This window comes from Planotetraspora silvatica (assembly GCF_016863315.1).
GTDB classification, from domain to species: domain Bacteria; phylum Actinomycetota; class Actinomycetes; order Streptosporangiales; family Streptosporangiaceae; genus Planotetraspora; species Planotetraspora silvatica.
The window spans coordinates 121942-145173 of record NZ_BOOQ01000023.1; the positions used below are offsets into that span (position 1 = coordinate 121942).

21 protein-coding genes are annotated in these 23232 nt (G+C 70.8%); 15 read left to right on the forward strand and 6 right to left on the reverse strand.

The features are described 5' to 3' along the window. Positions 1–87 precede the first annotated feature (87 nt). The 8 genes from Psi02_RS17685 to tsaD all read left to right on the forward strand — a co-directional run bounded on the left by Psi02_RS17685 (position 88) and on the right by tsaD (position 7321). Positions 88–612: a PadR family transcriptional regulator gene (locus Psi02_RS17685; RefSeq protein ID WP_203975391.1), complete on the forward strand. Its 525-nt coding sequence runs from the start codon at positions 88–90 to the stop codon at positions 610–612. Next, entirely contained in the window at positions 609–1304 is a 696-nt protein-coding gene (locus Psi02_RS17690; RefSeq protein WP_203975393.1) for an ABC transporter ATP-binding protein, read from the forward strand. Before Psi02_RS17685 ends, Psi02_RS17690 begins: the two co-directional genes overlap by 4 nt. Next, on the forward strand, positions 1301–3625 hold the full coding sequence (locus Psi02_RS17695; RefSeq protein ID WP_203975394.1) for an ABC transporter permease: 2325 nt from the start codon (positions 1301–1303) through the stop codon (positions 3623–3625). The genes Psi02_RS17690 and Psi02_RS17695 overlap by 4 nt, the downstream gene beginning before the upstream one ends. A gap of 151 nt (positions 3626–3776) precedes the next feature. Further along, positions 3777–4412, forward strand: coding sequence for a hypothetical protein (locus tag Psi02_RS17700; RefSeq protein WP_203975396.1), 636 nt, complete (start codon positions 3777–3779; stop codon positions 4410–4412). A 2-nt stretch (positions 4413–4414) separates the two neighbouring features. Next, positions 4415–4969, forward strand: a complete 555-nt coding sequence (locus Psi02_RS17705) for a class F sortase (RefSeq protein WP_203975398.1) — start codon at positions 4415–4417, stop codon at positions 4967–4969. Positions 4970–5061: 92 nt separating this feature from the next. Continuing rightward, the gene (tsaB, locus tag Psi02_RS17710) at positions 5062–5784 is read left to right on the forward strand and encodes a tRNA (adenosine(37)-N6)-threonylcarbamoyltransferase complex dimerization subunit type 1 TsaB (protein ID WP_203975400.1); all 723 of its coding nucleotides are present in this window, start codon (positions 5062–5064) and stop codon (positions 5782–5784) included. A gap of 56 nt (positions 5785–5840) precedes the next feature. Then, positions 5841–6287, forward strand: a complete 447-nt coding sequence (gene rimI / locus Psi02_RS17715) for a ribosomal protein S18-alanine N-acetyltransferase (RefSeq protein ID WP_203975579.1) — start codon at positions 5841–5843, stop codon at positions 6285–6287. Further along, positions 6284–7321, forward strand: coding sequence for a tRNA (adenosine(37)-N6)-threonylcarbamoyltransferase complex transferase subunit TsaD (gene tsaD / locus Psi02_RS17720; RefSeq protein ID WP_203975402.1), 1038 nt, complete (start codon positions 6284–6286; stop codon positions 7319–7321). The genes rimI and tsaD overlap by 4 nt, the downstream gene beginning before the upstream one ends. Before the next feature lie 106 nt (positions 7322–7427). On the opposite strand, the gene Psi02_RS17725 is transcribed toward tsaD, so the two are convergent. Both Psi02_RS17725 and Psi02_RS17730 read right to left on the reverse strand, forming a co-directional pair. Then, the gene (locus Psi02_RS17725) at positions 7428–8240 is read right to left on the reverse strand and encodes a hypothetical protein (protein ID WP_203975404.1); all 813 of its coding nucleotides are present in this window, start codon (positions 8238–8240) and stop codon (positions 7428–7430) included. Positions 8241–8404: 164 nt separating this feature from the next. Further along, positions 8405–9790 (reverse strand): THUMP-like domain-containing protein, encoded by a 1386-nt coding sequence (locus Psi02_RS17730; RefSeq protein WP_239094961.1) that lies wholly within the window; start codon positions 9788–9790, stop codon positions 8405–8407. A gap of 387 nt (positions 9791–10177) precedes the next feature. Here Psi02_RS17730 and groES point away from each other — a divergent pair, with 387 nt between their 5' ends. From groES to Psi02_RS17750, 4 genes are all read left to right on the forward strand, one after another. Next, a complete protein-coding gene (groES, locus tag Psi02_RS17735; protein ID WP_425564417.1) occupies positions 10178–10489 on the forward strand; it encodes a co-chaperone GroES in 312 nt (103 codons plus the stop codon). Between the two features lie 69 nt (positions 10490–10558). Further along, positions 10559–12184 (forward strand): chaperonin GroEL, encoded by a 1626-nt coding sequence (gene groL, locus Psi02_RS17740; RefSeq protein ID WP_203975408.1) that lies wholly within the window; start codon positions 10559–10561, stop codon positions 12182–12184. Positions 12185–12430: 246 nt separating this feature from the next. Further along, positions 12431–13057, forward strand: coding sequence for a sigma-70 family RNA polymerase sigma factor (locus tag Psi02_RS17745; RefSeq protein WP_203953589.1), 627 nt, complete (start codon positions 12431–12433; stop codon positions 13055–13057). Then, positions 13054–13275 (forward strand): hypothetical protein, encoded by a 222-nt coding sequence (locus tag Psi02_RS17750; protein ID WP_203975410.1) that lies wholly within the window; start codon positions 13054–13056, stop codon positions 13273–13275. The genes Psi02_RS17745 and Psi02_RS17750 overlap by 4 nt, the downstream gene beginning before the upstream one ends. Here Psi02_RS17750 and Psi02_RS17755 read toward each other — a convergent pair. Both Psi02_RS17755 and Psi02_RS17760 read right to left on the reverse strand, forming a co-directional pair. Further along, positions 13236–13613, reverse strand: a complete 378-nt coding sequence (locus Psi02_RS17755; protein ID WP_203953484.1) for a DUF5319 domain-containing protein — start codon at positions 13611–13613, stop codon at positions 13236–13238. The two genes, Psi02_RS17750 and Psi02_RS17755, sit on opposite strands and share 40 nt — an antisense overlap. 108 nt (positions 13614–13721) lie before the next feature. Continuing rightward, entirely contained in the window at positions 13722–14717 is a 996-nt protein-coding gene (locus Psi02_RS17760) for a helix-turn-helix transcriptional regulator (RefSeq protein WP_203975412.1), read from the reverse strand. A gap of 633 nt (positions 14718–15350) precedes the next feature. Between Psi02_RS17760 and guaB the strand changes: the two genes are divergently transcribed. Further along, complete coding sequence (gene guaB, locus Psi02_RS17765) at positions 15351–16835, forward strand: IMP dehydrogenase (protein ID WP_275415201.1); 1485 nt, start codon at positions 15351–15353, stop codon at positions 16833–16835. Between the two features lie 108 nt (positions 16836–16943). After that, positions 16944–18062, forward strand: coding sequence for a GuaB3 family IMP dehydrogenase-related protein (locus tag Psi02_RS17770; protein WP_203975416.1), 1119 nt, complete (start codon positions 16944–16946; stop codon positions 18060–18062). A 32-nt stretch (positions 18063–18094) separates the two neighbouring features. On the opposite strand, the gene nagA is transcribed toward Psi02_RS17770, so the two are convergent. After that, the gene (nagA, locus tag Psi02_RS17775; protein WP_203975417.1) at positions 18095–19231 is read right to left on the reverse strand and encodes an N-acetylglucosamine-6-phosphate deacetylase; all 1137 of its coding nucleotides are present in this window, start codon (positions 19229–19231) and stop codon (positions 18095–18097) included. Positions 19232–19466: 235 nt separating this feature from the next. Between nagA and Psi02_RS17780 the strand changes: the two genes are divergently transcribed. Beyond that, positions 19467–21197 carry a glycerol-3-phosphate dehydrogenase/oxidase gene (locus Psi02_RS17780; RefSeq protein ID WP_203975419.1) on the forward strand — a complete coding sequence of 577 codons (1731 nt, stop codon included), beginning with the start codon at positions 19467–19469 and terminating at the stop codon, positions 21195–21197. 7 nt (positions 21198–21204) lie between these two features. On the opposite strand, the gene Psi02_RS17785 is transcribed toward Psi02_RS17780, so the two are convergent. Next, positions 21205–23178, reverse strand: coding sequence for a beta-propeller domain-containing protein (locus Psi02_RS17785; RefSeq protein ID WP_203975421.1), 1974 nt, complete (start codon positions 23176–23178; stop codon positions 21205–21207). Between the last annotated feature and the right edge of the window lie 54 nt (positions 23179–23232).

Consider the following 23232-nt stretch of genomic DNA (forward strand, 5'->3'; position numbering starts at 1 on the left):
GCTTCTGTTCGTTTCATTTCAGCGGGTGACGAACCACACGTCGGATCGTACACACGACATGTATACATCGTGTGTATAGTCCCTGGCATGTCGATTGGACAGACCTTCCTCGGTCTCCTCGAGTCCGGACCGCGTCATGGCTACGACCTGAAGAAGACGTATGACGACCGGTTCGGCCACGCGCGCCCCCTGCACTACGGCCAGGTCTACGCCACGCTCTCGCGGCTGCTGAAGGACGGCCTCGTCGAACTCGACGGCGTCGAGCCGGGTGAAGGCCCGGAGCGCAAGCGGTACGCCGTCACCTCCGCCGGAGTGAGCGACGTCGAGTCGTGGCTGGCGAGTGCCGAGAAGCCCGAGCCGTATCTGCAGAACACCCTCTACACGAAGGTGATCCTGGCGCTGCTCACCGGCCGGTCGGCCGCCGACCTGCTCGACGTGCAGCGGGCCGAGCACCTCCGGCTGATGCGGGAGCTCACCCGGCGCAAGGCCGGCGGCGACCTCGCGGACAACCTCATCTGCGACCACGCGCTGTTCCACCTCGATGCCGACCTGCGCTGGCTGGAGCTGACCGCGGCCCGGCTCGACGACCTCGGCAGGCAGGTGCGGGCATGACCGGGCAGCCGTTGCTGGAGGCCGACGGCCTGCACAAGGCGTTCGGCCCGACGAAGGCGCTCGACGGCGCCTCGATCGCCATCAGGGCCGGTGAGATCGTCGCCATCATGGGGCCGTCGGGATCGGGCAAGTCGACCCTGCTGCACTGCCTCGCCGGCATCGTCCGGCCCGACTCCGGTCACGTGCGGTATCAGGGTGCCGAGATCTCGGCGATGACCGACGGGGAACGCAGTGCGCTGCGCCGCACCCAGTTCGGCTTCGTCTTCCAGTTCGGTCAGCTCGTGCCGGAGCTGACCTGCCTGGAGAACATCGCGCTCCCGCTGCGCATGGAGGGGGTCCGTCGCCGCGAGGCCGAGGCCCGGGCCGCCGAGTGGCTGGACCGGCTCGACCTCGCCGACGTGGGGCGGAAACGGCCGGGAGAGGTCTCCGGAGGTCAGGGGCAGCGGGTCGCCGTGGCCCGTGCTCTCGTCACGCGGCCACGGGCGGTGTTCGCCGACGAGCCGACCGGCGCCCTCGACTCCCTCAACGGTGAACGGGTGATGCGGCTGCTGACCGAGGCGGCCCGCGAGACGGGCGCGGCCGTGGTGCTGGTGACCCACGAAGCGCGGGTGGCCGGATACTCCGATCGGGAAATCGTCGTGCGCGACGGCCGCACCCGCGACATCGCGCGGGAAATGGAGGAAGCGCTGTGAGCGTCGGCCGGGGCCGGGCGTCCGCCTCACGCGACGTGCTGCTGGGCATGCGATTCGCCTTCGCCGGTGGCCGCGACGGATGGACCCGCACCGTTCTCACCGCGGTGGGGGTGGGGATCGGCGTCGCGCTGCTCCTGCTCGCCGCCGCGGTGCCGGGCGCCTTGCAGGCCCGCCAGGAACGCAACGACGCCCGCAGCGACCTGCGGCTGGGGGACCAGATCCCGGCGGCGGCCGACACCATGCTGGTGGGGCAGGTCGACACCTCCTTCCGCCAGGCGCCGGTGCGCGGGCGTCTCCTCCACCCCGAAGGCGCGCGGGCGCCCATCCCGCCCGGACTCACGGCCGTTCCCCGGCCCGGCGAGGTCGTGGTGTCGCCGGCGCTGAAGGACCTGCTCGACTCGCCGGACGGACGCCTGTTCGCCCCACGCCTCGGCGGCGCCCGGGTGACCGGGACGATCCGGCCGGAAGGCCTGTCCGGCCCGGGTGAGCTGGCCTTCTACCGCGGCGTCGACGCCCTGCCCCCCGACGAGGCCACCAGACTGCGGACCTTCGGCGACGACTTCTCCTCGGAGGGTCTGGGGACGCTGCTCACCATCCTCGTCGTGATCATCCTCGTCGTGCTGTTGCTGCCCATCGCGGTCTTCCTGGCCGCGGCCGTACGGTTCGGAAGCGAGAGCCGTGACCGGCGGATGGCGGCCCTCCGGCTGATCGGCGCCGATCGCCGGATGACCCGCCTGATGGCGGCAGGCGAGACGATGGCCGGCGCCTGCCTCGGGCTCGTGGCCGGCGGTGTGCTGTTCCTCGTCGGCCGCCAGGTCGCGCCGATGCTCTCGCTCTGGGACATCAGCGTCTACGCGTCGGACGTACGGCCGAGCCTTCCGCTCGTCGCCGTCATCGTGCTGGCCGTACCGGCGATGTCGGTGGCGGTGAGCGTGATCGCGCTGCGAGGGGTGGCGATCGAGCCGCTGGGAGTGACCCGGCGGGCGACTCCGCCTCGGCGCAGGCTCTGGTGGCGGCTGATCCTGCCCGGGATCGGCCTGGCGCTTCTCGTCCCGCTGGCCGGCGGTCTACCCGAGACCATGGGCGGCGTCGTCCAGTATCAGGTCGCGGCGGGGGCCGTCCTGTTGCTGATCGGCGCGGTCACCGTGCTGCCCTGGGTGATCGAACTGGTCGTGCGTCCCCTGCGCGGCGGCCCGGTCGGCTGGCAGCTCGCCGTCCGGCGGCTACAGCTCGACAGCGCCATGTCGGCGCGCCTGGTCAACGGGATCGCGGTCGCGGTCGCGGGCGCCATCGCCCTGCAGATGCTCTTCGCGGCCGCGCAGAAGGAGTCGACCGTCCACACCCGGCAGGACCCCTCCCGGGCGCAGGCGCAGATCCGCACCCACGACCCGGCCTCGGCGGGACGGATCGCGGTGCGGCTGCGCGCCACACCCGGGGTGACCCGCGCCACCGAGACGCTGGTCGGCGGCGTGTCCGCCGAGCCGTCCGCCGGAGCGGCCGGGCAGGATCCCGCCTTCGCCGTGCTGCAGGTGGGGGATTGCGCCGCGCTGGCAGAGTACGCGGACCTGGGATCATGCGCCGACGGCGACGTCTTCATCGCCCGGGTGACGCCCGGCGACCCGGCCGCGCAGGAGGCCATCCGCCCCGGCGCCACGCTCACGGTCGGAGAGGGCGGGCCACGGTGGAAGGTGCCGGGCGACGCCCGGCAGGTCCCCGCGCGAAAGGACCCCTCCGGGGTCTACCAGGACGTCGTCCTCGCCACGCCGGGTGCCGTCGACGGGGAAGCCGTGCCGGGATCGATCGCGAACACGTTCGTCAGCGTCGACCCGGGCGATCCCGACGCGATGGAGCGGGTCAGGAACGTGGTGGCGCAAATCGATCCCATCGGGACGGTCGCGACTCTGGCCGCCAGTGCGACCGTCGGCAGGTTCGACGGCATCCGTCGTGGCCTCTACGTGGGCGTCATGGTGACGCTCCTGCTGATCGGGGCCAGCATGCTGGTGGGAACCGTGGAGCAGCTGCGCGACCGGCGCCGGCTGCTCGCCATGCTCGTCGCGGTCGGCACGCGGCGCAGCGCGCTGAGCTGGTCGGTGCTCTGGCAGACGTTCATACCGGTCGTGATCGGTATCGTCCTCGCGGTCGTCTTCGGGCTGGGGCTCGGCGTCGCTCTGCTGAGGATGGTGTCGGTGCCCGTGTCGATCGACTGGACGGCGGTCGAGGTCTCGGCGGGCATCGGCGCGGCCGTGGTCCTGCTGGTGACCGTGTTGAGCCTGCCGACCCTGTGGCGGCTCACCCGGCCGGAGGGCCTGCGCATGGAGTGATCCCGGGGACGCGCACGGAGCGCGTCCGATCCGGGACGGTAACCCCCTTGTCACCTCGACACGGCTGCGGAACATGTCGAAAAGAAGATCTCTAGTCATGGATTGGCATAGATTTTCTGGGTAAATGACCGGGCGTGGGAGGGGTTGGCCGATGAGCAGGGTCACGCAGGTCGCCGTCGCGGGAGTCGTGCTGTTCGGTGCGCTCGGCTGCTCGGCCTCCGCCCAGACGGACACACCCACACCGGGGATCACGCTGACCCCCGGGCTTCCCTCGCCGACGGTCACCATCGCGCGCCAGGACATCGACGTCGTGGTGGAGCCGGCGACGGTCACGGGTGGGGCGACCAGGAGCGTCCGCATCACGGCTCGCTGCCCGCTCCCGCAGGGCGGCCCCGCGTATCGGGCCGCCGCCCGCTCGGACGCCTTCACGGGCCCGGTGACGCTGCTTCCCCCGGCGACGACGCCCTCGGCCTCCCCTACGGCCGAGCCCGCCGTGCCGGAGTTGACGGGCAGCGCCCCGGTCCGGGCGGACGCGAAGGCGGGCGGCTACAAGGTGCAGGTGCGCTGTGAGGCCACCAACGACATCGGCAGCGCCTCGTTCAAGATCGTCTCACCGACTCCGGCGCACACGCGGATACCCACCCGGGCGCCGCACGCGGGCGGCGGAGGCACCGCCGCAGGCGGCCCGACCGACGATTCCGGGCTGCCCGTCGGTGTGACCGCGGTGGCGCTGCTCGCCGTCCTCGGCATCGGCATCGGCGTGGCCCGCAGGCGCTCGAGGAGCTGACCTTGGGGGTCTCGTCCCGGTGGGTCGTGGTGGCCGGGGTCGTCACCGGGCTCGCGTTGTTCGCGGCGAACGGCCGTTCGCAGGAGCCGCGCCCCGCCGCCCGTCCGGACCCGGTCGTGCCGAAGCGCATCGACATCCCTTCATTGAGCCTGAAGGCGCCGCTCATGAAGCTCGGGCTGGACTCGGCGGGCGACGTCGAGCTTCCGCCGTTCGACAAGCCGTCCACGGCGGGGTGGTACTCCGGCAGCGCGGTGCCGGGGAACCCCGGCGCCTCGGTGATCATCGGCCACGTCGACACCAAGACCGCGCCCGCCGTGTTCTACAAACTGCGCGATCTCCGCAAGGGCGCGCTGGTCAAGGTCGTGCGCAGCGACGGCAAGACCGCCGACTACCTGGTCGACTCGGTCGAGCGGGTGTCCAAGAACGACTTCCCCGCCGAGCGCGTCTACGCCGAGAACGGGCTGCGCCTGATCACCTGTGGCGGCGCCTTCGACTGGTCGGAGCACCAGTACCGGGACAACATCATCGTCTACGCGTCCCTGGAGGAAGACGTCTGAGCCCGTCGCCCGGCGGGACGTCGTCATGACGCGGTCCCGCCCGTTCCCCGTTCGGTCTTCCGGTCCCCGTGCACCGACTACCCTTGACGTTCGTGCTTGTCTTGGCCTTCGACACCGCCACACCCGCCGTCACGGCCGCCCTGCACGACGGAGGACGCGTGCTGGCCGAGTCGACGACGATCGACGCGCGGCGCCACGGGGAGCTTCTCGCCCCCGCGATCGAGCGTGTCCTGCGCGAGGCGGGTGCGACGCTGCGGGATCTCACCGCGATCGTCGCCGGGACCGGCCCGGGGCCGTACACCGGCCTGAGGGTCGGCCTGATGACCGCGACGGCGCTCGCGGCGACCGCCGGAGTCCCCGCCTTCGGGGTGTGCACCCTCGACGCCCTCGCGTACGCCGCGCGGACACCCGGCCCGTTCCTGGTCGCGACGGACGCGCGGCGCAAGGAGGTCTTCTGGGCGAGGTACGGCGACCGCGAGACGCGCCTCGACGGTCCCCGGGTCGACAGGCCGCACGATCTCCCCGGCGACCTGCCGGTCGTGGGAGCGGGGGGCCGGCTCTACGCGGACATCGTGGGTCCCGGCCGCGTCGAAGGCCCCGAGCACCCGTCGGCGGGAGCCCTCGCCGCGCTGGCCGCCGGGCACCTCGCCGCGCTCACGGACGAGGAGGCCGCCGAGATCGCCCGCGTGCCCGAGGGCCGCGTCGACTCGGTGGAGAAGGCGCGCGAGCTCGGTGTGCTGGGCCCGCCCCGGCCGATCTACCTGCGCCGTCCCGACGCCCAGGTGCCCGGCGCGCCCAAGAAGGTGACGGCGTGAGCGCCACGGTCGACGGATCGGGCGCGCTGAGCGGGCCCGATCCCGTGGTGCGGCAGATGACCATGGACGACCTCCCGGCGGTCATGAAGATCGAGCGGACCACCTTCCCCGCCGACGCGTGGAGCGAGTCCATGATGCGCGGGGAACTGAACGACCAGCCGCGCACCCGGTACTACGTCGTCGCGTGCGTCGGCGACGCGATCGTCGGCTACGGGGGGCTGGCGGCCGCCGCCGACCAGGCCGACATCCAGACGATCGCGGTCCTGGCCGGGCACCGCCGGTCCGGCATCGGGGCCGCCCTGATGGACGCCCTGCTCGCCGAGGCGGCTCGTCGCGACACCGAGGCGGTCTTCCTCGAGGTGCGGTCGGACAACGAGCCCGCGCAGGCCATGTACGAACGGTTCGGCTTCGAGCGGCTCGGTGTCCGGCGCCGCTACTACGAGGACGGGACCGACGCCATCACGATGGTGAAGAAACTCGACGGACGGGGTGACGGGGCATGAGCGGAGCTGACGAGCCGATCGTCCTGGGGATCGAGACGTCCTGCGACGAGACGGGCGTCGGCATCGTCCGCGGCCACACGCTGCTCGCGGACACGATCGCCTCCAGCATGGAGGAACACGCCAGGTTCGGCGGCGTCGTGCCCGAGGTGGCCTCACGCGCCCACCTGGAGGCCATGACGCCGACGGTGGAGAGCGCGCTCGCCAAGGCGGGCCTGCGGTTCTCGGACATCGACGCGGTCGCCGTCACGGCCGGCCCCGGCCTCGCGGGTGCCCTGCTCGTCGGCGTCGCCGCCGCCAAGGCCTACGCCATGGGGCTCGGCGTCCCGCTCTACGGTGTCAACCACCTGGCCGCGCACGTGGCCGTCGACCAACTCGAGCACGGCCCGTTGCCGAAGCCGGCCATCGCGCTGCTGGTCTCGGGCGGGCACTCCTCGCTGCTGCTCGTGCCCGACGTGGCCCGCGACGTCGTCTCGCTCGGCTCCACCGTCGACGACGCGGCCGGCGAGGCGTTCGACAAGGTGGCACGGGTGCTCGGCCTGCCGTTCCCCGGCGGCCCCCACATCGACCGCGCCGCCCGCGAAGGATCCGGCACGGCCGTCGCCTTCCCCCGGGGCAAGTACGACGACGGCACGCTGGACTTCTCCTTCTCCGGCCTGAAGACGGCGGTCGCCCGCTGGGTGGAGGCCCGGGCGGCGGCAGGCGAGTCCGTGCCGATGAATGACGTCGCCGCCTCGTTCCAGGAGGCCGTCGTCGACGTGCTCACCCGCAAGGCCCTCCAGGCGTGCGCCCGTCACGGTGTCGAAGATCTGCTGATCGGCGGTGGCGTGGCGGCCAACTCGCGGCTCCGCGCACTGGCTCAAGAGCGGTGCGACGCCGCGGGGGTCCGGTTGCGGGTCCCGCGGCCGGGGCTCTGCACCGACAACGGCGCGATGGTGGCCGCCCTGGGATCGGAACTGGTCGCCGCCGGAGCCGAGCCCTCCACGCTGGAGATCCCGGCCGATTCCTCGCTCCCGATCACGACCATTCACGTCTGACCGACTGCGGCCGGCCATGGCCTGGCCGTATGGCGCGGGGGTTTCACGTCTGACCGACCGCGGCCGGGCATGGCCTGGCCGTGGGTGCGGGGGTTGCGCCGAGGGATCAGTCGCCGGGGGACCGCACCGGCCGCAGCAGGGCCTCGGCGAGCGCCAGCATCGTCTCCTCGAGCGCGGCCAGCCGCCGGGCCACATCACCGTGGACGGGCTCCACGACCCGGCTCGTCGCCTCTGAGACGGTCTCGGCGATCTGGTCGCGGTCGGGCCGGTTCCTGATCGCCTCCAGGAGGGGGGCGAGCGAGCTCGCGGTGGCGCTGACCTCGGCGCCCATCTCGGCGACGGCCGCGCGCAGCTCACCGACCTCGAGCTCGGCGGGCAGCCCGCCCACACGTTCGCTCGCGGCCTCCAGCCGTTCGTCGACGGCGTCGAGCCGGCCGAGGACGGCGGCCTCCAGACGCTCGACGCGCTGGACCGCCTCGGTGACGGCCTTGTCGAGGCGGGTGAAGCGGCCCGCCGCGGCCTCCATCCCCGCGTGGACCTGACCGAGCCGCTGGCTGAAGGCGGCCATCTGGTCCGCGACGTCCTGGGTTCGGCCCCTGACCTCGTCCACGTGCTCGCGAAGCGACTCCACGTGCTGGGCGAGGGCCTCGGCCCAGGCGGGCGGCCGGGCGGTCATGTCCTCGAGCCGTCCCGCCACACTCTCGACGGCGCCGCTCAGGCCGCCGAGCTCGCGCTCGCGCACCTCGCGCAGCAGCCACTCCATGCCCTCCAGGCGCTGCCGGATCTCATCGAGCACGGCCCCCTGCGTGCGCTGCTCGTAGACGTGGTCCTGAGCCGCGCGGGCCAGGAGCTCGCGCATCCGATCGGAGATGGCGGTCTGGCTGCCCGCCTGGAGGAGGGTGTGGCTGGAATGGTCCACCGAAAGCTCCTTCACTCGCTGAGGCGGTGGTATCGGCCCGGTCTCGCGGAAATGAACGTACAGGGGGAACAGACCGCGCCGCCAACTGTAGGCCCTGTACGGCATGGCTTTCGGGTGGACTGTAAAAGATCGCAATTCTCGATGAATTGCCGGGATTGATGTGATCAGTGCTGGTCAGCGGGGTCGCAGAGCAGGACGAAGGGCCGGTCCTCAATACGGGTGAGAACGACGACCGCCGTATTTCCACCGGAAAGCCGGAGGTCTTTCCGCAATCGCTCGATATCGACGGCTGAACCACGTTTCTTGATGGTGACGTTCCCGACTTTCCGGTTTCTCAGCGCGCTCCGGAGGTGCTTGAGTGAGAAGGGCATCACGTCGGTGACCTCGTAACAGGACGCCCATTCCGTGGCCACCTGAGCGTCGCCGGTGATGTAGGCGATCCGAGGGTCGAGCAGGTGTCCGCCGACCATCGCGGCCACCTCGGCGACGAGATGCGCCCGGATCGCGGCGCCGTCGGGTTCGTAGAGGTAACGGCCCACCGGCCCCGCCTCGGCTTCGGCGCCGGAGGGCGTGAGCGTCGCGCCGGAGGGCAACATCGTCGCGCGCCTCCCGCTCGCTTCCGTGCCGATCCAGATCGCCGCCTCCTTGACCTCTCTCCGGTGGGAGACCCACTCCGCCTCCGCCCCCTCGGGGACCAGTTCGTGCGGGATGCCGGGGGCGACCTTGAGACAGGCCGTGCGCGCTCGCGCGACCAGGTCGAGCACCTCGGGCCAGGTGGGGGAGTAGGCCATCGGATCGAAGATCCGTCCCCTGACGCCCCGCCGCGCGGGATCGGCGAAGAGCAGGTCGTACCCGGAGGGGTCGGTCTCGACGGCGTCGGCTGTCCGGACGTCGACGAGGCCGGACAGTCCGAGCGCCGCGGCGTTGGCCCGGGCGACCTCCACGGTCAGCGGATCGAGGTCCACGGCGTCGACGGCGAACCCCGCCCGGGCGAGCGCGATGACGTCGCCTCCGATGCCGCAACACACGTCGAGGACCCTCGCCGCCGGCCCTGTGCCCGGCTCCGTGTCCAGCGCCGCGCCCTGCCCAGTGTCCAGCGCTGCGCTCAGCTGTGTGCCCTGCCCTGTGCCCGGCCCTGTCCCCGGTGCTGTGCCCGGCCCTGTGCCCGGCCCTGTGCCCGGCCCTGTCCCCGGCGCTGTGCCAGGTCGTGCGTCCGGCTCCGTCTCCCGCTCCGTGCGCGGTCCTCCGGCCGGTACGGCGAGCAGGCGGGCGCGGCGGGCACGATGAGCGGCGACCTGTGTGCGGGTGGCCTGCTCGAGCCCGTGCGGCGTGAAATACATCACGGCGGCGTCCGCGCCGAACTTGGCCTCGGCCCGTCGCCGGAGGGCCGCCTGGGTGAGCGCCGCCGCCGTGAGCTCGGCCGGGTGACTCCGGCGGAGCGTGGTGGCCGCCACGATCGGATCGGCTCCCGCGGCCGCCAGTTCCACCGCCTGCGCCAGGGCCTTCTGCCCGGCCGGTTCGAGCAGGTCGCGAAACGCCACGAGGTCCACGCCTCCCGACGTTAGCGCCTCGCCGTACGGTCGCCGGACGCGCGAGCAGCCGGCCTCATGATCCCGGCGGCCCGAACGGCTCCGGCCGCGCCGCCGATCCGCGGGGACGCGCACCCCGCCCCGCGCGCCGTCTGAGCGGTTCCGGACGGACGACCGCTGCCGACGCCCACCCGGACGCGGGCCGGTTCCGGTGGGTGTGGTCGGAAAGCGAGATGACCTGCGACGTGGGTTCGTGTTGACTGTCACGGTCCCCTTGCATACTGTTTCGTGTTGGCACTCGCCTATCGAGAGTGCCAACATGCGACGAGGCAGGTCTGACACCCGCGACGGCAGGCCGCTGGTCGCCTCTTCAGCTCATTCATCGCAATCTGAAGGGGAGGTCCGATCGTGACGACCGCCACTAAGGTTCCCGTTAAGCCGCTTGGTGACCGCATCGTGGTCCAGCCGCTCGAGGCTGAGCAGACCACCGCTTCCGGTCTGGTCATCCCGGACACCGCCAAGGAGAAGCCTCAGGAGGGCCGGGTCCTCGCTGTGGGCCCCGGCAACTGGGACGAGGACGGCGACAAGCGGATTCCGCTCGACGTCAAGGAGGGCGACATCGTCCTCTACAGCAAGTACGGCGGCACCGAGGTCAAGTACGGCGGCGAGGAGTACCTGGTGCTCTCGGCTCGCGACGTGCTCGCCATCATCGAGAAGTAAGCCGCGCAAGCATGAGGAGCCCCGGGACGTACGCGCCCGGGGCTCCCGTGCGCTTATAAGGAGACTTGAATGCCCAAGATCCTGGAGTTCGAGGAGGACGCGCGGCGCGCTCTTGAGCGTGGCGTGAACGCCCTCGCGGACGCCGTGAAGGTGACCCTCGGCCCGCGTGGCCGCAACGTGGTCATCGACAAGAAGTTCGGCGCACCGACCATCACGAACGACGGCGTGACCATCGCCCGTGAGGTCGAGCTGGACAAGCCGTATGAGAACCTCGGCGCCCAGCTCGCCAAGGAAGTCGCCACCAAGACCAACGACGTGGCCGGTGACGGCACCACCACGGCGACCGTCCTGGCCCAGGCCATGGTCCGCGAGGGCCTGCGCAACGTGGCCGCGGGCGCCCAGCCGCTGGCCCTGAAGCGCGGCATCGACCTGGCGGCCAAGGCCGTCAGCGACAGGCTGCTCGACAGCGCCCGTCCGGTCGAGGACAAGCAGGAGATCGCGAACGTCGCGACCATCTCCGCGCAGGACGCCAAGATCGGCGAGCTGATCGCCGAGGCGTTCGACAAGGTGGGCAAGGACGGTGTCATCACCGTCGAAGAGTCCAACGCCATGGGCCTGGAGCTGGAGTTCACCGAGGGTCTCCAGTTCGACAAGGGTTACCTGTCGCACTACATGGTGACCGACCCGGACCGTATGGAGTCCGTGCTCGAGGACCCCTACATCCTGATCACCCAGAGCAAGATCGCCTCCATCGCGGACTTCCTGCCGCTGCTGGAGAAGATCGCGCAGACCAAGAAGCAGCTGCTGGTCATCGCCGAGGACGTCGAGGGCGAGGCCCTCGCCGTTCTGGTGACCAACAAGATCCGCGGCACGTTCACCTCCGTCGCCGTCAAGGCGCCCGGCTTCGGTGACCGCCGCAAGGCCATGCTGCAGGACATCGCGATCCTCACCGGCGGCCAGGTCGTCAGCGAGGAGATCGGCCTCAAGCTGGAGCACGTCGGCCTCGAGGTGCTCGGCACCGCGCGCCGCGTCGTCGTCGGAAAGGACGCCACGACGATCGTCGACGGCGCCGGCGAGGCTCAGGCCATCGAGGACCGCATCCGCGAGATCAAGCTCGCCGTCGAGCAGTCCGACTCCGACTGGGACCGTGAGAAGCTCCAGGAGCGGCTCGCGAAGCTCTCCGGCGGCGTCTCCGTGCTCAAGGTCGGCGCGGCCACCGAGGTGGAGCTCAAGGAGAAGAAGCACCGTCTCGAGGACGCGATCTCCGCGACCCGCGCCGCGATCGAGGAGGGCATCGTCTCCGGCGGCGGCTCCGCGCTCGTGCACGTGTCCAAGGAGCTCGACGACCTCGGCCTGGTCGGCGACGAGGCGACCGGTGTCTCGATCGTGCGCAAGGCGCTGATCGAGCCGGCTCGGTGGATCGCCGAGAACGCCGGGCTCGAGGGGTACGTCGTCACCTTCAAGATCGCCGAGCTGAAGGCCGGTGAGGGCCTCAACGCCGCCACCGGTGAGTACGGCGACCTGGTGGCCCAGGGCGTCATCGACCCGGTCAAGGTGACCCGTTCGGCCGTTCAGAACGCCGCGTCCATCGCGGGCATGTTGCTGACGACCGAGGCCCTCGTGGTCGACAAGCCCGAGGAGGACGAGGCTCCGGCCGCGGGCGGCCACGGGCACGGTCACGGGCACGGCCACTGACGCCTGCGCGTCTTCCCCGTTGAAGGGGACGCACCACGAGAATGCAGTTCGGCTCCCGCCTCAGTGAGGCGGGAGCCGTACTTCTTTATAGAAGTCAGGCCATCTGACAATTCCCGACGATTTGGCCATTTGGTTGGAATGTTCCAACGGTATTGTGTTCGGTTGATTACAGCTGGTTATCGCCGCGTCAATGTGACCAATCCGTAGCCGTCAACCATGACGACATGCACGATCGTGGCGGGCATCATGCCTAACGTGACCGAGGGACGCGTCGCCGACGCCGCAACTGGGGTAAGGCTTGCGACGAGATCGGATGAGTCCGACCTCAGGGAACTGACCAGCCTTGCCGTACAAGGAGATCGCAGCGCGATCGAATCGCTTCTGGGGCATCTGCGCCCCATGGTGGTGCGATATTGCCGAGCCCGGCTGGGTAGGGTCTCCGGTCATTACCACATCGCCGACGACGTCGCGCAGGAAGTGTGCATCGCCGTTCTTTCCGCGTTGCCGCGTTATCGCGATATGGGTCGGCCGTTCGCGTCGTTCGTGTTCGGAATCGCCTCGCACAAGGTGGCCGACGCGCTGCGCAGTTCTGTGCGTTCCGCGGTGCCGACACAGGACCTGCCGGACGGGCCGGACGAGGGGCCGGGGCCGGAGGAGACCGTCGTCCGCTACATCGAGGCGCAGCACGCTCGTGACCTGTTGTCGCGCCTTCCGGACAACCAGCGCGAGCTCCTCATCCTTCGGGTGGTGTCGGGCCTTTCGGCCGAGGAGACCGGTAATGTACTCGGCATGTCACCAGGTGCCGTCCGGGTCGCCCAGCATCGCGCCCTCGCCAGGCTGAGGCAGCTGGCCGAGCTGGAGTCGATTGCGTGACCACGAAACGTCGTCGTCGTCCGGCACGCTTCCTCGGGTCGTACGACGACGCCGACGTGGAGGCCGACGTACTGCGGACCGACGCGATCCTCGACGGGCTGGCCCGGCGTGAGCCGGTGGCCTCAGGCGCCGACGCGGCGATCCGGATGCTGGGCGCGCTCGTGGCCGATGTGGAGAGTCAGCGGCTCTCCTCGGTGTCGATCACCCCGTCCACGTAGCCCCGGGCGTACTCCCAGCTGACGTAGTCGGTCGGGTCGGGCTGGAACGCCGGCTCGTGGACCTGGGGCCGGCCGTTGTCGATCATCTGACGAAGGTTGCCGCGGAGCAGGTCCCAGTCGAAGTAATGCTGCTCACCGCACTCGGGGCAGTCGAGCACCAACCCCAGCACACCCTGGGGCTCCAGCAGGGAACGGAAGACCTCCACGTCGGCGAGATCGGTCAGCGCCTCATCCCGCTCGGCGACACTGAGCGGCTCCGGGTCGTCGGGCTCGCCCAGCTCGGCAGCGGGGTCGTTCGGGTCATCCGCGAACGGGTCGCGGGGGACGTCTTCCAGCACGCATCCCACCTTATGACCAGGACCCACCATGGTGAGTGAAAGTGGAACCCATCTACTGATTGGGCTGTCATAACGGGACCAGAGTGCCAGATGTCCGTCCGGCAGGGGTCACAACCAGCCGCGACGCGCGGCCTCGACTCCGGCGTGGAAGCGGGACTGCGCCCCCAGCTCGGCCATCGCCTCGGCGAACCTGGCCCGGACCGTCCGGACGGAAAGGCCCAGGTGGCGGGCGATTCCCTCGTCGCTGAGCCCCTGCGCGGCGAGCCTCAGCACCTGGGACGTGCCGCTGTCGCACGACGACACGGGGACGGCCCTGGCCCACAGTTCCTCGAAGAGCGTACGGAGCGCGGCCACGACGATCGGCGCCCGGACGAGGTAGCAGTTGTAGCCGTGCTCCGGCAGGGAGTCGCCCCATTCGGCAGGCAGGCCCGCGGTGTCGTCACCCAGGGCGAAGAACCAGCTCGGCACCCGGTCGAGGGTGCGGATGCGTGCGCCCGCCTCGATCAGCCGGTCGCAGACCTCCCGTATGCCGGGCGCCTCCATCACCGAGATGGGGATGACGGCCCGCGAGGACAGCAGGCCGTCCCTCATGGCCGCGGTCCAGGGGCCGGTGTACTTCTCGACCAGATCGCACATCGTCCGCCGGTCCGGGATCGCGGAGACCAGGTCGGCCGGCGGCGCCTGCAGGGCCAGGCCGACGACGCTCTCGTAGAGCTCGTCCGCCCCGCTCACGAGGTCGACGGCGAACTGGCCGTTCTGGTAGTCCCGGCCGGCGTCGTAGTGGTGGGTGAGGGGTGCGACGGAGGCGAGGGCCGCGTCGATCTGGCGGCTCTCCCTGGCCAGCCGGTCGAGCCTCTCGGCCACCAGCCTCCCGATGGCGGCGGCCGGGTGGCGGGCGAGGTACTCCCCCTGCTGCTCGTCGACCGTGCCCAGCCGTACGAGCCGGGTGAGCCGGTCGAGCACGTCGTCGACGGGCTCGTCGACGGCGCGGGCGATCTCGGCGAGGGTGGCCCGATGGAGCTTCAGCACCACGGTGTAGAGGTCCCTGTGCTCCTGGGTGAGGCCGAGGGCTTCGAGAGGGTCCGCGTTCCGCGTCGTGATCATCAGTCGCTCCGTTGGTCGTTCCGCTCCGCGTCAAATCCGCGGTCGCACCAATGGCGGAACTCGCGGAAGTCCGATCCCTCGCGTCGCGAGAATAGCCGCGCCCTCCGGCGCCGTGCCGGGCGTTCGCATATTCGGAAGAGCGCGCGAAGAACTTTTGTGCATATGCACGTTCCAAAGCTTTCTTCGCCCGCACTTTCGAAACGGCGGCAAAATGCAACTTTGTGCAGTTGCATCTAGCGACATTGCGCTTGGACGCTTCGTGACGCATCCTTGACTCAGCGTTAGCGAACGGTACGTCATTCGAGCGCGGAGGGGGGCTCGATGGCGTGGCCTGAGTGACGCACATGTGGGGGGACCGCTCGTCGGTCCCCCCACCTTGTCTTCTCCGGAGCCGCCTCGGGGGCCGACTCCGGAGTCGATCCCGGCCCGCGCCGGGCCCCGTGGCAGGCCCCGTCTCCGGCCTCGGCCGGCTCGCATCCCGGTTCGTCTCCCGTCCGCTCAGCCGGGCCGGGGGAGGGAGCCCATCCCGTCCGCTCAACCGGGCCGGGAGGGAACCCCGGAACCGCGTGCTGAGGAGCCCACTAGACTGACCTCGGGGTCTGGCGAGGGGTCCGCCGGGCAGGAGGGTTGGAGATGGCCAAGTTCACCGAACCGGGGCTCACGTTCGATGACGTGCTCCTTGTTCCCGCCTACTCGGATCTGCAGCCGGGAGAAGCCGACACGACGACGCGCCTGTCGCGGAACGTCGTGCTGCGCATCCCGCTGGTGTCCGCCGCCATGGACACCGTCACCGAGGCGCGGATGGCCGTCGCGATGGCCCGCCAGGGCGGCATCGGCATCCTCCACCGCAACCTCTCGATCGAGGACCAGGCCAGTCAGGTCGACCTCGTCAAGCGCTCCGAGGCGGGCATGGTGACCCACCCGGTGACCTGCGCTCCGGACGACACGCTCGCCGACGTCGAACGGCTGTGCGCCACCTACCGGATCTCCGGCGTGCCGGTGACCGACCCCGACGGAGTCCTCGTCGGCATCGTGACCAACCGCGACATGCGGTTCGAGACCGACCAGACGAAGGCCGTCCACGAGGTCATGACCCGCATGCCCCTCGTGACCGCCCCCGCGGGCGTCGCCCGCGACGAGGCGTTCCGGCTGCTCCGGGAGCACAAGGTCGAGAAGCTGCCGATCGTCGACGCGGCCGGCCGCCTGCAGGGCCTCATCACCGTCAAGGACTTCACCAAGAGCGAGCAGTACCCGCTGGCCACCAAGGACGCGAGCGGCCGGTTGAGGGTCGGCGCGGCGGTGGGCGTCGCGGGCGACGCGGAGCAGCGGGCGACGGCCCTGGTCGAGGCGGGCGCCGACGTCATCATCGTGGACACGGCCCACGGCCACTCGAACGGCGTGTGCGACATGATCGCCAAGATCAAGGCGAACAGCCGGGGCGTGGACGTGATCGGCGGCAACGTGGCCACCAGGGCCGGCGCCCAGGCGCTGATCGAGGCCGGCGCCGACGCGGTGAAGGTCGGCGTGGGCCCGGGCTCCATCTGCACCACCCGCGTCGTCGCGGGCGTGGGCGCGCCCCAGCTCACGGCGATCTACGAGGCCGGCCTGGCCTGCGGGCCCGCGGGCATCCCGGTCATCGGGGACGGCGGCCTGCAGTACTCGGGGGACATCGCCAAGGCCCTCGCCGCCGGCGCGGACACCGTCATGCTGGGTTCGCTGCTCGCGGGATGCGAGGAGTCACCCGGTGAGCTGATCTTCATCAACGGCAAGCAGTACAAGTCCTACCGCGGCATGGGGTCGCTCGGCGCGGTGCGCAACCGCGAGCGCGGCGGCAAGTCCTTCAGCAAGGACCGTTACGCCCAGTCCGACGTCTCCGGCGAGGACAAGTACATCCCCGAGGGCATCGAGGGCCAGGTGCCCTACCGCGGTCCCCTCGCCGCCGTGGCCCACCAGTTGGTCGGCGGGCTCCGCCAGGGCATGTGGTACACCGGCTCCCGCACCGTCGCCGAGATGCACGAGAAGGCGCAGCTCATGCCCATCACGGCGGCGGGTCTCAAGGAGAGCCACCCCCACGACATCCAGATGACGGTCGAGGCTCCGAACTACCACCGCCACTAGGGGAGCCGACCGGCACCGTACGGAGCCCGGTACGAACTCGGTACGGGCTCGGTACGGCTTTCGCGCCCGGCGGGAGCCGTACGCACATGAATGGAAAGAGCAGGCGAGATGACTCAGGTGGAGATCGGGCGCGGCAAGAGCGGCCGTCGTGCGTACGCGCTGGACGAGATCGGCATCGTGCCCTCCCGGCGCACCCGTGACCCCGAGGAGGTCTCGATCTCCTGGCAGATCGACGCCTACCGGTTCGAGCTTCCGCTCGTGGTGAGCCCGATGGACAGCGTCGTCTCGCCCAGGACCGCGATCGAGATCGGCAGGCTGGGCGGCCTCGCCGCCCTCGACCTCGAAGGTCTGTGGACGCGGTACGAGGACCCCGCGCCGCTGCTCGAGGAGGTCGCCACCCTCGACCAGGAGGCCGCCACCCGCCGCCTCCAGGAGATCTACACGGCTCCGATCCAGGACGAGCTGATCGCCCGGCGCATCGGGGAGATCCGCGAGGCGGGCGTGACCACGGCGGTACGGCTGTCGCCCCAGCGGACGGTGCAGCACCACAAGGCCGTGATCGACGCCGGTGTCGACATCTTCGTCATCCGCGGCACCACGGTCTCGGCCGAGCACGTGTCGGGCCGGGCCGAGCCGCTTAACCTCAAGCAGTTCATCTACGAACTGGACGTGCCCGTCATCGTCGGCGGCTGCGCCACCTACACCGCCGCGCTGCACCTGATGCGCACCGGCGCGGCCGGCGTGCTGGTCGGCTTCGGCGGCGGCGCCTCGCACACCACCCGCAACGTGCTCGGCGTGGTCGTGCCGATGGCGACCGCGATCTCGGACGTGGCCGCGGCCCGCCGCGACTACATGGACGAGTCGGGCGGCCGCTACGTCCACGTCATCGCCGACGGAGGCATGGGCGGCTCGGGGGACATCGCCAAGGCGATCGCCTGTGGCGCCGACGCCGTCATGGTCGGCTCGCCCCTCGCCCGGGCCGCCGAGGCCCCGGGCCGCGGCTTCCACTGGGGGTCGGAGGCGCACCACCCGGATCTGCCGCGTGGCAGGCGGGTCGAGTTCGGCACGATCGGGACGCTGGAGCAGATCCTGCACGGCCCGTCGTCGGTGGCCGACGGCTCGATGAACCTCATGGGCGCGCTGCGCCGCACGATGGCGACCGCGGGCTACTCCGACCTCAAGGAGTTCCAGCGCGTCGAGGTCGTCGTCGCCCCTCCGCAGCCCTGATCACCGGTGGCGGGCCCCGCGTGATCGGGTGATCATGCGGGCTCCCGCACCCACACGCCGCGCCTCATGACGCCGTCGAGGCGCAGATCCTCGTCGAGGACGACCAGGTCGGCGTGCTTGCCGACGGAGATCGAGCCGATCTCCCCGTCGAGGCCGAGCACCCGCGCCGGGGTCAGCGAGGCCATCGTGGACGCGTCGACGAGCGAGGCGCCCACCTCGCGGACCGTGCGGCGGAACGCCACGTCCATGGTCAGGGTGCTTCCGGCGATCGTGCCGCCCTCGGACAGGCGCGCCACGCCGTTCTCGACGTCGACGGTCATCGAGCCGAGCGGGTAGCGCCCGTCGCCCATGCCGGCCGCGGCCATCGCATCGGTGATCAGCGCCGTCCTGGCGGGGCCCGACTCGTGCGCGGCGAGGCGCAACATGGCGGGGTGGACGTGGACTCCGTCGTTGACGAGTTCCACGGTGACCCGATCGTCTTGGAGGAGGGCCGCGACCGGGCCGGGATCGCGGTGGTTCAGTGGCGGCATCGCGTTGTACAGGTGGGTGGCGACGCTGCCGCCCGCCTCGATTCCCGCGATCGTCTGCTCGTAGGTGGCGTCACTGTGGCCGAGTGCGGCGATCACGCCCTCGGCCGCGGCGTCCCTGATGACGTCGAGCGCGTTCGGCAACTCCGCCGCGATGGTCAGCATGCGGACGTGACCCCGGCCGGCCCGCACCAACTCCCGGAACTCCGCCCGGTCGGGTTCGCGGAGCAGCGCGGGGTCGTGGGCGCCGCAGCGGGCCTTCGAGATGTACGGACCCTCGAAGTGGATGCCGGCGATGAGCCCCTGCTCGCAGAGGTCGGCCAGGGCGGACGCCGTACGGGCCAGGGTGGCGGGCGCCGCGGTGACCAGACTGGCCAGTGTGGTGGTGGTGCCGTGTCCGAGGTGGAACGCGGCCACCTCGGCCGCCTTCTCCGGATCGTCCTGCTGGTAGGAGCCGCCGCCTCCGCCGTGCGTGTGGATGTCCACGAAACCCGGGACGACCGTCCGGCCGCCCAGGGACCGGCCGTTGCCGGGCGCCTGGCCACGGCCGATATGGGTGATCTTGCCGTCCTCGATGGTCAGCCAGCCGTCGTGGACCCCTTCCGGCGTCACGAGGCGAACATCAGAGACAGTGAGGCTCATGTGCCCATCTTTCCGCCCGGGGGCAGGGATCACAGATCGGGGGAGGTGGAACGGCTCGTTTATAGCAAAAAACCAGCATCGATCCGGCGCATCGTGCCTGATCTCCTCGTGCCGGCCGCGCCGATGAAGATCATTTGGCGTGAGGGGTGGAAGTAGGATTTGCTGGTCAGAACCTACGGGTAGAAAACGTCCGCACAGGCGAAAGCCGTACAGAGGGAGCCCTATGACCGCGCGGATGGGCACCGCAGCGCTCGGCCCCACAGAGCGTTCCGCCGCCCTTGACCGGATGCAATCGCAGGAACTCGACGTGGTCGTGATCGGCGGCGGTGTCGTCGGTGCGGGTGTCGCCCTCGACGCCGTGACGAGGGGGCTGTCGGTGGGTCTCGTCGAGGCGCGGGACTTCGCCTCCGGGACCTCCTCGCGCTCGTCCAAGCTGATCCACGGCGGTCTGCGCTACCTGGAGCAACTCAACTTCGACCTGGTGAGAGAGGCGCTCAGGGAGCGGGCCCTGCTGCTCCAGCGGATCGCGCCGCACCTGGTCAGACCGGTGCCGTTCCTGTTCCCCCTGACCCACCCGGGCTGGGAGCGGCCGTACGTGGGGGCGGGGCTGGCGCTCTACGACACGCTGGGCTTCTCCTTCGGCTTCAGCCGGGGGATGCCGGGCCACCGGCACCTGTCGCGGCGGCGGGCGCTGCGGATCGCCCCCGCGCTCAAGCGCTCGGCCTTCACCGGCGCGGTGCAGTACTGGGACGCCGGGGTGGACGACGCCCGATACGTGATGACCATGCTCAGGACCGCCGCGACATACGGCGCCGATGTGGCGTCGCGGGTCCAGGCGGTCGGCTTCCTGCGCGAGGGTGAGCGCGTCACCGGGGTCCGCGTGCGCGACCTGGAGAGCGGGACCGAGTTCGACGTCCGGGCCCGCCAGGTCGTCAACGCGACGGGGGTCTGGACCGACGACGTCCAGGAACTCGTCGGCGGGCGCGGCCAGATCCACGTCAAGGCGTCCAAGGGCATCCACCTCGTGGTGCCGCGCGACCGCATCCACTCCCTGACGGGGATCATCATGCGCACCGAGAAGTCGGTGTTGTTCGTGATCCCCTGGGGCCGGCACTGGATCATCGGCACCACCGACACGGAGTGGACGCTCGACAAGGTCCATCCCGCCGCCTCCCGGACGGACATCGACTACCTGCTCGACCACGTCAACTCCGTCCTCGCGGTGCCGCTGACCAGGGACGACGTGGAAGGCGTCTACGCCGGGCTGCGGCCGCTGCTCGCCGGCGAGTCGGAGGAGACGTCCAAGCTCTCGCGGGAGCACGTGGTGGCCCACCCCGTCCCCGGCCTCGTCATGGTGGCCGGCGGCAAGTTCACGACGTACCGGGTGATGGCGGCGGACGCGGTCGACGCCGTCGCGCACGGCCTCGACCGGCGCGTGCCCCCGTCCTGCACCGACCAGGTTCCCCTGTCGGGGGCGGAGGGCTACCGGGCGTTGTGGAACTCCCGCCATCGGCTCGCCCGCTCGTCCGGCCTGCACGTCGCGCGGATCGAGCACCTGCTCCAGAGATACGGTTCCATGATCGACGAGGTGCTCGAACTGATCGAGCGGGATCCCTCGCTGGGACGGCCGCTCGCGGGGGCCGACGACTACCTGCGTGCCGAGATCGTGCACGCGGCCACCCACGAAGGCGCCCGCCACCTCAACGACGCGCTGACCCGCCGGACCCGCATCTCGATCGAGACCTTCCACCGCGGCGCCGCCGTCGCGCAGGAGGCCGCGGAGCTCATGGCGAAGCCGCTCGGCTGGGACACCGAGCAGGTCAAGCGGGAGGTGGAGTACTTCACCAAGAGGGTCGAGGCCGAACGGGCTTCGCAGGAGCAGGACACCGACCAGGAGGCCGACGCGATCCGTCTCGGTGCTCCCGAGATCGTTCCCGTCGCCCTCCCGGAGGGTCACGGCGTCTGAGGCCGGATCACACGAAGGGGATCCAGGCCCGGTCGGCGAGGCTCGTCGCGTCGCTGACCTTGAGGCCGCCGTCGGAGACCGTCCAGATGGCGTCCCCGATGACCACGCAACGGCGGATGCCCTGGTCGACCGGTGCGAACGAGCCCTCCTTGTTCTTGTTGGGATGGCTGATCGTGCCGACCTTGTCGATCCCGGCGTCGCCGACCTTGAGCACGAGGGCGCTGCTGCCTTCGATCATGTCGCCGGCCCAGCTCTGGAGGGGCAACATCGCCAGGCCCGACTGCGGCCAGTAGACGAAGGCGTGCGGATCCCACTCGGCCTCCGAGCCGGACTTCTCCTGGAGGAACCGGGAGACGATCTTCGGGCTGGCCGGGTCGCTGACGTCGAACAGGGAGATCTGGGTGCCGATCGTCTGGCCCGCCTGGGTGGCCTCCTGGCCGACGCCGAGCAGGCGTCCCTCGCCGCCCGGGTGCAGGTAGGCCGAGTAGCCGGAGATCTTGAGCTGGCCCGTGACCTTGGGGTCGGCCGGATTCCGCAGGTCCAGGGCGTAGAGCGGGTCGGTCTGCTTGAAGGTGACCACGTAGCCGACGTCGCCGATGAACCGGACGGAGTAGATGCGCTCGCCCTTGCCGAGTCCCGTCACCGAGCCGACCGGGGACAGGCTCGCCGCGTCGAGGACGTAGACGCCGCTCTCGCTCGTCTCACGTGCCCCGCCGAAGGTCTCCGAGTTGGACGTCGTGGCCACGCGGAGATTGCCCTTGCTCTCCGACAGGGAGTACTGGTTCAGCAGACGCCCGGGCACCGAGCCCGAGTCGACGTAGCGGGGGGACCCCGCGGCGGTGATGTCGAACCGGTGCACCTCGGTGCGCTCGGGGGGCGTGGTCGGCGTGGGAGCCGGCTTTCGCGGCCTGTCCGACACCAGGGGAGTCGGCATCGGCATGTCATCGATGATCATCGGCCGCGTCCACCAGCGGGGGTTGCTGGTCACGTAGAGGCTGGTCGCCGTGCCGTACACGGTGTCGCCGTCGGCTGCCACGCTGATGGAGGAGTCGGGGGAGAAGGTCTGGTCGGCGGCCAGGTCGATCGTGTGGACGGTCAGCATCGACGTCCCGGTGTACTCGGCCGGGTGGCTGATCTGCTCGCACTTCACCGCGTCGGTACGGGTGACCCCGTCGGCCTCGATCTGGAAGCCGGGCAGCCAGGCGTTGATCGGTGCGGCGAGCACCGCCCTGCGGTTGCGCTCGCGCAACTCCGACTCGGGCATGTCGGGCTTGGGGGGAGGGAGCGTGATGTTCGGCTGAGACCGGACGACGATCCGCACGGTCGATCCCACCTGGCGGGCGTCGACGTGCGCGCCGTCGGCGATCAGCGTGGACACCACCTTCGGCGGGCCGGCCAGGTCGACGAGCATGTACGTGGACCCCGACGGCCCGGACCGCACCTTGGCCAGCGCACCCAGCGGGACGATCCCCCCCACGCCCTCGAACAGGACGAGCGCCCGGTTGCCGGAGATCAGCAGGTCGGCCTGCGCCCAGGCCTGCTCCTTGGGGACGAGCCGCAACGTGCCGGTCACCCGGCGGCTCTCGATGTCCACGACGCGGAGGACGCCCTGGCTGACCGTGATGATCCGCTGGCCGTCGGTCTTGACCAGGTCGGGCTCGTCGACTCCGGCCTCGTGGACGTTGGTCGTCGAGTACGACTGGTCAGGGGCCGCACCTTTGGCGGTGGCCGTCGCCGCGAGGGGCGCGTCCTCCGCCATCGCGTAGCCCACGGGGCCGCCGACGCCCCAGGGGCTCACGTTCTCGGCGGTCTTGCGCCGGATGTCGTTCAGCATGTCATCGCAGCTCGTGTACGAGACGAGGGAGACCTTGTCGGACAGGTCGACACGCGGGGGAGCCTGGTCCGCGCGGCCTTCCGAGCACGCCGTGGCGAGAAGCCCGGCCAGGGCGATGGCGCCCGCCGTACGAATCGATGTCCTCATGCCCCTAGGACGTATCGCGCCGGGCTTCGGTTCGAGCGTTCCTTGGAGCCGCCT